The organism is Streptacidiphilus melanogenes, from assembly GCF_000787835.1.
GTDB lineage: Bacteria > Actinomycetota > Actinomycetes > Streptomycetales > Streptomycetaceae > Streptacidiphilus > Streptacidiphilus melanogenes.
The window spans coordinates 1-9,066 of record NZ_BBPP01000091.1 but is presented as its reverse complement, the minus strand read 5'-3'; the positions used below and the strand labels follow the sequence as shown (position 1 = coordinate 9,066).

10 protein-coding genes and 1 pseudogene are annotated in these 9,066 nt (G+C 72.5%); 3 read left to right on the top strand and 8 right to left on the bottom strand.

Translation table 11 applies throughout. The features are described from left to right. The 4 genes from TR49_RS42305 to rimP form a co-directional block, all read right to left on the bottom strand. Positions 1 to 315: translation initiation factor IF-2 N-terminal domain-containing protein (locus TR49_RS42305; protein WP_174501641.1), on the bottom strand; the 315-nt coding region annotated here is incomplete at its 3' end. Positions 316 to 463: 148 nt separating this feature from the next. Beyond that, positions 464 to 763, bottom strand: a complete 300-nt coding sequence (locus TR49_RS42300) for a YlxR family protein (RefSeq protein ID WP_084725866.1) — start codon at positions 761 to 763, stop codon at positions 464 to 466. A gap of 112 nt (positions 764 to 875) precedes the next feature. Next, the gene (gene nusA, locus TR49_RS39140; protein WP_042391182.1) at positions 876 to 1,883 is read right to left on the bottom strand and encodes a transcription termination factor NusA; all 1,008 of its coding nucleotides are present in this window, start codon (positions 1,881 to 1,883) and stop codon (positions 876 to 878) included. A gap of 34 nt (positions 1,884 to 1,917) precedes the next feature. Continuing rightward, positions 1,918 to 2,460, bottom strand: a complete 543-nt coding sequence (gene rimP / locus TR49_RS39135; protein WP_042391180.1) for a ribosome maturation factor RimP — start codon at positions 2,458 to 2,460, stop codon at positions 1,918 to 1,920. A gap of 144 nt (positions 2,461 to 2,604) precedes the next feature. Between rimP and TR49_RS44865 the strand changes: the two genes are divergently transcribed. The 3 genes from TR49_RS44865 to TR49_RS39120 all read left to right on the top strand — a co-directional run bounded on the left by TR49_RS44865 (position 2,605) and on the right by TR49_RS39120 (position 5,445). Further along, positions 2,605 to 3,570 (top strand): ferritin-like domain-containing protein, encoded by a 966-nt coding sequence (locus TR49_RS44865; protein WP_176572845.1) that lies wholly within the window; start codon positions 2,605 to 2,607, stop codon positions 3,568 to 3,570. Between the two features lie 233 nt (positions 3,571 to 3,803). After that, the gene (locus tag TR49_RS39125; protein ID WP_042391178.1) at positions 3,804 to 4,730 is read left to right on the top strand and encodes an aminoglycoside phosphotransferase family protein; all 927 of its coding nucleotides are present in this window, start codon (positions 3,804 to 3,806) and stop codon (positions 4,728 to 4,730) included. Positions 4,731 to 4,842: 112 nt separating this feature from the next. Continuing rightward, entirely contained in the window at positions 4,843 to 5,445 is a 603-nt protein-coding gene (locus TR49_RS39120) for a hypothetical protein (protein WP_042391175.1), read from the top strand. On the opposite strand, the gene TR49_RS39115 is transcribed toward TR49_RS39120, so the two are convergent. From TR49_RS39115 to TR49_RS43430, 4 genes and pseudogenes are all read right to left on the bottom strand, one after another. Next, positions 5,360 to 5,968: a GNAT family N-acetyltransferase gene (locus tag TR49_RS39115; RefSeq protein ID WP_084725865.1), complete on the bottom strand. Its 609-nt coding sequence runs from the start codon at positions 5,966 to 5,968 to the stop codon at positions 5,360 to 5,362. The genes TR49_RS39120 and TR49_RS39115 overlap by 86 nt on opposite strands. Positions 5,969 to 6,062: 94 nt before the next feature. Continuing rightward, positions 6,063 to 7,712 carry a hypothetical protein gene (locus tag TR49_RS44795; protein ID WP_063770274.1) on the bottom strand — a complete coding sequence of 550 codons (1,650 nt, stop codon included), beginning with the start codon at positions 7,710 to 7,712 and terminating at the stop codon, positions 6,063 to 6,065. 183 nt (positions 7,713 to 7,895) lie between these two features. Next, on the bottom strand, positions 7,896 to 8,744 hold the full coding sequence (locus TR49_RS39105; RefSeq protein ID WP_439654173.1) for a GNAT family N-acetyltransferase: 849 nt from the start codon (positions 8,742 to 8,744) through the stop codon (positions 7,896 to 7,898). Between the two features lie 153 nt (positions 8,745 to 8,897). Further along, positions 8,898 to 9,066 (bottom strand): annotated as a pseudogene (locus tag TR49_RS43430) (flavodoxin-dependent (E)-4-hydroxy-3-methylbut-2-enyl-diphosphate synthase); the annotation flags it as partial.

Below are 9,066 nucleotides of genomic sequence, written 5' to 3'. Positions count from 1 at the left end.
CGCGGGGGCAGCCGGCGCGGCGGGGGCCGCCGCGGCAGGCTTGGGGGCACCCGGCTTGGGAGCAGCGGGTGCGGCCGGGCGCGGCGCACCCGGCTTCGGGCCGGCACCAGCCGGCTTGGGCGCGGCGGACTTCGCCGACGCGGACTTGGCGGCGTTGCCGCCACCGAACGCAAGCTCCAGCTTGCGAACAACAGGCGCCTCGATGGTCGACGACGCCGAACGGACGAACTCACCGAGCTCTTGGAGCTTGGCCATCACGACCTTGCTCTCAACGCCCAGATCCTTGGCGAGTTCGTATACCCGGACCTTAGCCACTTCGCTCCTTCTGGTCCGGGTTCTCCGCCGGACCGTCTCTACTGCTTCATGCTCGTACTCATCGCGTACTCATCGAGTGCTCATCGCAATCTCGACCTACTTTCGACTTCGCGAGGTACCTGTTACCTGACACTTCACTGTGCTACTGCTACTCCGCCGCCGCCTGCGATGCGGCGGCACGTGCCTCGAGGAACCGCTCGAGCTCTGCGGTGTCCAACGGACCCGGCCGGCGTAGCGCCCGCGGGAACGCCCGTCGGCGCACGGCCGACACGAGGCAGCCCGGCTCGGGATGCAGATACGCTCCCCGACCGGGCGACGTGCCGCGGGGATCGGGGACGCAGGCGTCCTCGATCACCGTGACACGCAGCAGATCGTGTTTGGCCGCTCGCTTCCGACACCCCACGCAGGTGCGTTCCGGGCATGCAGCGGTACGCGTCCGGCCAGACACGTCCAAGTCTACCCCTCTGATGGTCTTCGTTCCGACCCCGTTTATCCGCAGGCGATCAAGCGCTGTGCGACCGGGTCGTTCGTCTGAGTGACTCCCCGCGTGCTGAACGCGCTCAGGCGCCGGAAGCTTCCCCGGCCGCGTCCGAGCCCTCGGTGTCGGGCCGGATGTCGATCCGCCAGCCGGTGAGCCGGGCGGCGAGACGGGCGTTCTGGCCCTCCTTGCCGATGGCCAGCGAGAGCTGGTAGTCCGGCACGGTGACGCGGGCCGAACGGGTGTCGTAGTCGACGATCTCGACCTTTGTCACCCGGGCGGGCGACAGGGCGTTGGCGACCATCTCCGCCGGGTCCTCGGACCAGTCGACGATGTCGATCTTCTCGCCCATCAGCTCGCCCATGACCTGGCGCACCCGGTGGCCCATCGGACCGATGCAGGCGCCCTTGGCGTTCAGACCCTGCCGGTCCGTCCACACCGCGATCTTGCTGCGGTGGCCCGCCTCGCGCGCGATCGCGGCGATCTCGACGCTGCCGTCGGCGATCTCCGGTACCTCCAGGGCGAAGAGCTTCTTCACCAGGTTCGGGTGGGTGCGCGAGAGCGTCACGGACGGACCGCGCACGCCCTTCTTCACCGAGACGACGTAGCACTTCAGGCGCAGCCCGTGCTTGTACTCCTCGGTCGGCACCTGCTCCTGCGGCGGCAGGATGGCCTCCATCTTGCCGATGTCGACCAGGATGTTCTTCGGGTCCTTGCCCTGCTGGACCACACCGGTGACGATGTCGCCCTCACGGCCGGCGTACTCGCCGAAGGTGGTCTCGTCCTCGGCGTCACGCAGACGCTGCAGGATCACCTGCTTGGCGGTGCTCGCCGCGATCCGGCCGAAGCCGGTCGGGGTGTCGTCGAACTCGCGCGGGGTGGCGCCCTCGTCGACCTCGTCGGGGTCCTCGGTGGCCCAGACGGTCACATGGCCGTTCTCGCGGTTCAGCTCCACCCGGGCCTTGGTGCGCGAGCCCTCAGTGCGGTGGTACGCAATGAGGAGGGCCGACTCGATCGCCTGGACCAGCAGATCGAAGTTGATCTCACGCTCGCGGACGAGTCCGCGCAGGGCGCTCATGTCGATGTCCATGGCTACGCCTCCTCTTCTCTCTTAAGTTAGGGACTCACGCCTCGTCGGAGGCGTCGTCCAGCTCGATGTCGTCCACAATCTCTTCTTCGGCAGCGGAGTCCTTGCGGTTGAACTCCAGCTGCACGCGCGCCTTGGCGATCTCGGTGAAGGCCAGGCGGCGCTCGGTGGCCTTGCCGCGGCCCTTCACCGGCGGGATCTCCAGCAGCACGCCGTCGTCGTCCGACTCCATCACCCGGCCGGTGACCTCGCCACCCGCGGCCAGCTGGGCCTTGACCAGACGGGTGACCGCCCGGCGCCAGTGGCGCGGCTGGGTCAGCAGGCGCTCGGCGCCCGGGGAGCCGACCTCCAGCCGGTACTCGGACTCGCCCATCAGGTCGGTGGCGTCGAGCGCCTCGCCGAACTCGCGGCTCAGCTCGGCCACGGTGTCCAGGTCCACGCCGCCGTCGGCGTCGACCACGACCTCCAGCACCCGGCTGCCCCCGATACGGGCGACCTTGACCTCCTCCAGGTCCGCACCCGCCTTGGCGGCGAGCGGCTCCAGCAGCTCGTGCAGCCGATCGTTCAGGGTGGTGCTCATCCGAATACTCCTCGGCCGCGTCTGCTGTTGTCGGAAGGTCTCAAGTGCGCCCATAGCCTAACCGGTCGGCCCGCCCACCGCCGATTCGGCACAAATCACCTCGCCACTCACACAAATGTGCTGTACGCGGTAACGTCCCTGCTCATGGCCGCTTCTCTCCGCCGCCGCAGCCTGCTCTCGGCCGGGCTGTTCGCCGCGCTCACCACGCTCACCGCGTGCGGCAGCAGCGCGTCCCCGACGACGCACGCCGGACGCGCCCGGCCGCGGCCGACCCCCGTCGACCCCGACACCGCCGCGCGGCAGCGGGTCGGCGCCGCGATCACGACGCTACTCGCCGGGTACGACAACGCGGCGCACCCGCACGCAGAGCTGCGCCGCGGCCTGGCGGCGCAGGCCACCGCGCTGGGAGTGACCGCTTCGGCGCCCCCGTCCGCCGCGGCTTCCACCCCGGCTTCTGCTTCCGCCTCTGCCTCCGCCTCCGGTTCTCCGGCTGGCGGGGTCCTGGCCAGTGACGCGTCACTGGCCAGCGGCGAGACCGCGCTGGTCACGCTCTGTTCGACGGAGCTGCTGGTCACCTCGCCGGCACTGGCCCGGCTGCTGGCCTCGACAGCCGCCGGGGCCGCGCAGCGTGGGTCGCAGCTGGGCGGGCACCTGCCCCAGGCCGGCGCGGCGAGCCCGGGCCGGCTCCGTCCCAGCGCCGCCGAGCTCGACGCCTGGCAGGCGTCGCTGGCGGCGGAGGAGGCCACGGTCTACGGCTACGGCGTCCTCGGCGCGCAGCTGAGCGGCGGACCGCGGTCGCAGGCGACGTCCGACTACCAGCTGCACCGTGAGCGCCGCGACGCGCTCGACGCCGTGATCACCTCGGCCGGGGCCGCGCCGCACGCCGCCGCAGCCGCGTACGCCCTGCCGTTCCAGGTCACCGACGCCTCCTCGGCCCGCCGCCTGGCGGCCCTGCTGGAGAACCGCCTCGCCGCGGTCTACGCCAACGCGGTCCAGGCCGGCACCGACGACTTCCGCGCCGACGCGGCGACCCAGCTGCGCGCCGCTGCCCTCCGCGCCCTCTCCTGGGGTGCCGCCCCGACCCCGTTCCCGGGCCTCCCCGAGCGCTGAGGTCCGCTCTGCGCCTGCAGGACGCCGAGGCGCGGGACGGCATCGATCCACGGCTCCGCCGCGCAGGCGCGACGATCCCCGGCCGAAGGCCGGGGAAGGAGCCGCACCTCAGCAGAGCCCCGCGCACGGGAGGGGTGCGACTCCCCTGCGTGCACGGCGGGGCCTCGGCCTCTTGTCGGGCTCACAGCCCGATGGCCGACAATGGCAGCACCCGATCACGACGAAGGGCGAGCATGACGGCACCTGCCTTCAGCATTCCCGCACGGCTTCAGGACACCGTTCGCTGCTGGGCGTCCGACGCCGGGCAGGCGTGGCTCGACGCGCTGCCGGGGCTCGCGTCGGCGTACCTCGCGCGGTGGGAGCTGACGCTGGAGCGGGTCTGCGAGCCCGGTGGGCAGATCAGCCTGGTGCTGCTGGTGCGCCGGGCGGACGGCTCGCCCGCCGCGCTGAAGCTCGGGTACCCGGACCCGGAGGGCGAGCAGGAGCACGCAGCGCTCGCGCACTGGGACGGGCACGGCGCCGTACGGGTCTACGCCTGCGCGCCGGAGGACCGGGCCATGCTGCTGGAGCGGGCCCAGGGCGAGGTGTCGCTGCGTTCCCTGCCGGAGAACAAGGCGATGCTGGAGGCACTGGGGACGCTGCGCCGGCTCTGGGTCGCGCCGCCCGAGGCGCACCCGTTCACCACCGTCTCCGACTACGTCGGCAGCCTGCGGGAGGCGCTGACGCGCCGTCGGGCACTGCCCGCCGCCGCGGAGCTGCGGCCGCTGGTCGACGAGGCGCTGGACCTGTCCGCGTCTCTGCTGCAGGACTCCGTCTCCCGCGAGGAGGCGCTGCTGCTGCACGGCGACTACCACCACGGCAACGTGCTGGCCGCCGAGCGCTCGCCCTGGCTCGCGATCGACCCGAAGCCGCTCGTCGGCGAGCGCGCCTACGACCTGGCGTGGCTGGCCCAGGACCGGCTGGAGACCCTCGCCGGCTCGCCGGGGCCGGAGGCCGCCGCCCGGCGCCGGGTCCAGCGGCTCGCGGCCGACGCCGCCGTCGATCCCGAGCGGCTGCGCGCCTGGACGCTGTTCCGCACGGTCGAGGCGGGCCTGTGGAGCCTGGACGTGGGCGACACCCGGCATGCCTCCCTCTTCCTCGAGTTCGCCGCCATGCTGTGACCCTTGCCCGACCCCGACCCCTGCCCGACCGAAACTCTGTCCGACCGAAACCCCTGCCTGACCGACCGATGCTCCGACCCGACTGCTGACCCCGACCCGGAGTGATGTTCCTGTGGCAGAGCCGCCACGCCGTCGCCGTCTGACCGACGACGAGATCGCGCGCGCCCCCCGCTTCAGCCCTTACCTGCTGTTGCCCTGGGTGCTGCTGGCGCTCGTCCCGCTCGTCTCGGACGTGCTGCACGGGCAGTACCCCCGGCCCATGCTGGCGATGCTGGTGCTGGGGATCTTCGCGGTGCTCTACTGCGGCACCGTCGTCACCGCGCTGCGTCCGCGGCTTCACCACACGCGGCTGCCGATGCTGTTCGCGGCGCTGCTGGTCCCGGTCACGGCGCTGCTCGCGGGCGCGCTGCCGCACGCGTTCCTGCTCTATCCGCTGCTGGCCGTCGCTCTGGCCCTGGTCGCGCCGGGACGCTGGTATCTGCTGGTGCTGCTGGGTGTCCCCGCGCTGTCGGGCCTCACGCTGTGGATGCGCAGCCAGTACGACGTGATCGTCTACGGCCCGCTGGGGTGCTTCCTCGCCGCGGCGCTGGTGCTGGCGCTGTTCCGGCTCTCGATGGTGACCGAGCAGCTCAAGGAGGCCCGGCGGGCCCATGCGGAGCGGCACGCGGAGCACACTCACCCGGAGCGCCGTCCGGACGACGGGAAGAGCGCGTAGGCAGCGGCAGCTGAGCGCCCATGACCGCGTAGGGCAGCACGGTGTTGGGGAACAGGACGCGCCGGGCCAGGTCGCGGTAGCCGAGCGAGCGGTAGAGCGCGCGGGCGGGCGTCTCCCGGTCCACGGCGGAGAGGATGCTGTGCGTCAGCGGGCTGGCCCCGCAGAGGGCCGTGATCAGCGCACGGCCGAACCCGAAGCCCTGGTAGCGCGGGTGCACGTGCAACTCGGTGACGGAGAAGGCCTCGTCGAGCCAGGCCTCGTTGCCGTTGGCCGCGAGGTAGGGCTCGATGACGGTGGACCACCAGTGCGTGCGGTCGTTGGGCATCCCGTAGCCGAAGCCGACGAGCATCCCGCCCTGCAGCGCGCCGACGGCGTGGACGCCGGGCAGCCGCGCGTGGCGCTGGACGATCTGCAGCCGCAGCGCGACCTCCTCCGGACCGAGGCCGAAGGCCACCGCCTGCACGTCCAGCGCGGCGGCGGCGTACTCGGCGAGATCGACGGGCTCGATCCGAACTTCGTCCATGGCTGGACGCTACCGCCTCGGACGGACGATCAACCATACGGCCCGGCAGCCGAGAGGCTGCCGGGCCGCAGGGTCGCGGGGAGGGCGACGTGGGTCAGGGCCGTCGGGCACCGGCCAGCAGGCGGATGGAGGAGCCGAGCAGCAGCAGCGACAGACCCAGCCCCGCGATCGGCCACAGCCGCGGGTCGGCACCGGTGTCGGCGAGCTGCCCGCGCGTCGAGCCGGTCGCGGCCCGAGCCGGGCTCGGGACCGTGTCACCGACCAGGGTCAGCGACGGTGCGCCGGTCACGGTCGCGGCGGCCTGGGCCGCCGCCTGCGTGGCCGCTCCGGTGGGCGGAGCGGGCGCCGGATCACCGGACGTGGAGCCCGACGAGGACGGGGCGGCGGCGGGTGCCGTCGCCGTCGATGCGCCCGTCGGCGACCCGGTCGCGGCGGGTGCGGAGGCCGACGCCGAGGGCGAGGCCGAGGGCGTCGCACCGGTCGCCGTCGGGCTCGCCGAAGGCGGCGGGAACTGCTGTTTGCAGCCGAGGTTCTGCAGGGAGGCGGTCAGACGCTGGGTCAGGAAGTCCAGCAGGTTCTGCCCGTCGGTCGGCGAGGCCACGGCTGCGAAGATCGCGCCGTCCTTGCCCAGCCGTGCCGCGCCCACGGTGGCCAGGCGACGGCAGTAGGTCGGCCCGTCACCCGGATCCGTTCCGCCGCCGCGCCCGACCGGGAGCTGGTCGACACCGGCGCGGTAGAGGTCGGTCTTGCCTCGGCTCTTCGTCCCGCCCGGCCCGAGCACCATCGGGTCGTTGGCCGGCACGAGTGCGACGGGCGCGCGCTGGTCAGCGGCGGCCTGGATCTCGTCGAGGGCCAGGGACGTCGCGGTGTGACCGGGGTCGGCGAGGTCGCGGGCGGCCCAGGGGGTGCAGCCGAGTGCGGGGTCGACGAAGGCGGTGAGCAGCAGGTTGTCGCTGCCGTTGAACAGGGCGACCGCGCCCTTGGGACCGAGCGCCGCGGTGTCGGCCGCGGTGCGCTGGGCGGTGCGGCCGCCGGGTGTGACCAGGTAGGCGGTGGTGACGTTGTCGCTCTGGTCCTGGTCGACGACGCCGAAGTCGCGGGTCGTCGGGCAGGGCGCGCCGTCGCGGCCGACGCCGATCGGCGGCACCTTGAGCCGCCCGGCCCGCTTGGCATGGTTGGCGGCCGTGAAGAAGGCGGGAGCGTTGCAGTAGGCGAACTGGCCGAAGATCGACCCGGGGGTGCCGTTGACGCAGCGTCCGGCGGCGGTGTTCCCACGGAGCGTCAGATTGGTGCCGTTGAAGCCGAACCAGATGCCGACCACGGCGTGCGCGGGCAGCTTCGGCACGACCGGCGGGCGGGCCGGGCTCGTGCCGCGGTCGACCACCAGGGGGTTGTAGACAAAGAGCGCGCCGGTGACCGGGTCCAGCACGGTGGCCTGGACGAAGGCGGACTGGGCCTGGTCGGCCTCGTGGCAGGGGCCCTTGGCCGCGTCGGTCGCGGTGAGCCGGTAGGGCGTGGCGAGGCCGGCGGCCGTGAGCGGGTGCGCGGGCACCTGCAGGGTGCAGTCGGGGTTCGGCACGGCGGGGGGCTGGGTCGCGGAGGCCTGGGCGGCAGGAACGCCCGGTCCGTCGGGGGCTGTCGCGGCGATGGCACTGCCCACGAGGGCGACGAGGCCCAGGAGAGCGGTGAACAGGCCGGCCAGCAGGGGAATGCGGCGACGGGCCTTGCGCCGGTGGTTTAACACACGCCGTCCTTCCTTCGAGGGCGCCTCGGGGACGGCGACCGACGCGGACGGGTCACGCGCGGTCCGCCGAGGCGAGGACGGCGCGAGTGTATGCATTCCGCGTGCCTGTGCGAGAGGGGCGCATCCACAATCGTCACACAAGCACCACGCATGCACACAGGACGCTCACATCACGCGCGATTTTCAGAACAGTACGCTCATGAACGCACCGATTTCGGTGAACCCCACCCGACGGTAGGCGGCGCGTGCGACCACGTTGTAGTCGTTCACATAGAGGCTCACGACGGGCGCGACCTCGCGCAGCGCGACGTCGACCACGGTGGCCATGCCGCTCTCCGAGTGGCCGCGGCCGCGGAACTCGGGGGCGACCCAGACACCCTGGATCTGGCAGGCACGTTCCGTCGCCGCGCCGATCTCAGCCTTGAAGACCACGCGGTCGCCCTCGAAGCGCGCGAACGCCCTTCCGCTGGTGACGAGTTCGGCGACGCGGGCGCGGTAGAGCAGACCACCGTCACCGGCGAGAGGCGAGACCCCGACCTCCTCGGTGAACATCGCGACACAGGCCGGCAGCAGCAGGTCCATCTCGTCGCGGCGCACCCGCCGCACCCGGGGGTCGGACGCGATCTCGCGGGACGGCTCCCATGTCGCCATCAGCGGCTGGCGGGCGCGGACCTCGCGGGCGGATCCCCAGTGCGGCTCCAGCAGCGACCAGAGTTCTGCGGTGGCCTCGACGGGGCCGACGATGGAGGAGCAGCGGCGTCCCTGCTTGCGGGCACGGTCGGCGAAGGCCTGGACGGCGGCGGAGGAGGCGCTCAGCGGCACCAGGTTGGCGCCGGAGTAGCACAGCGCCTCGAGTCTGCCGTGCTCGAAGAAGCCCCACATCTCACCGCCGAGCCGCCAGGCGTCGAGTCCGGCGACGGCGACGCGGGCGGCCACGAAGGCGTTCTCGATCGGGTCGCGGTCCAGCACCTCGAGCGCGGCCGGCAGGTCCGCGGGCGTCAGCACACGCGTGGTCGCCACAGAACTGCTCAACACGGGGGCACCCTATCTCCTCGTGCGACCCTGACGACCCCCTGAGCCAAGGCGCGACACAACACAGCCTGGGGTCGACGTTGGCCCGGACAGCCGGGTCACGTCAACCCCAGGAACCCGGCGAATCACTCGGCGTGAGTCACCGGATACGGATCACTCGGCGGCGACGACGGTCGGGGTGCCGGACTCCACTCCCGCGTCCTGCATCTGCTCGGCCAGCTTCAGGGCCTCCTCGATCAGGGTCTCCACGATCTTCGACTCCGGCACGGTCTTGATGACCTCGCCCTTCACGAAGATCTGGCCCTTGCCGTTGCCCGACGCC

Coding starts and splice junctions, on each gene's coding strand:
- nusA (WP_042391182.1), bottom strand. CDS start 1,883: ATGGACATCGACATGAGCGCCCTGCGCGGACTCGTCCGCGAGCGTGAG.
- TR49_RS39125 (WP_042391178.1), top strand. CDS start 3,804: ATGACGGCACCTGCCTTCAGCATTCCCGCACGGCTTCAGGACACCGTT.
- TR49_RS39115 (WP_084725865.1), bottom strand. CDS start 5,968: ATGGACGAAGTTCGGATCGAGCCCGTCGATCTCGCCGAGTACGCCGCC.
- TR49_RS44865 (WP_176572845.1), top strand. CDS start 2,605: ATGGCCGCTTCTCTCCGCCGCCGCAGCCTGCTCTCGGCCGGGCTGTTC.
- rimP (WP_042391180.1), bottom strand. CDS start 2,460: ATGAGCACCACCCTGAACGATCGGCTGCACGAGCTGCTGGAGCCGCTC.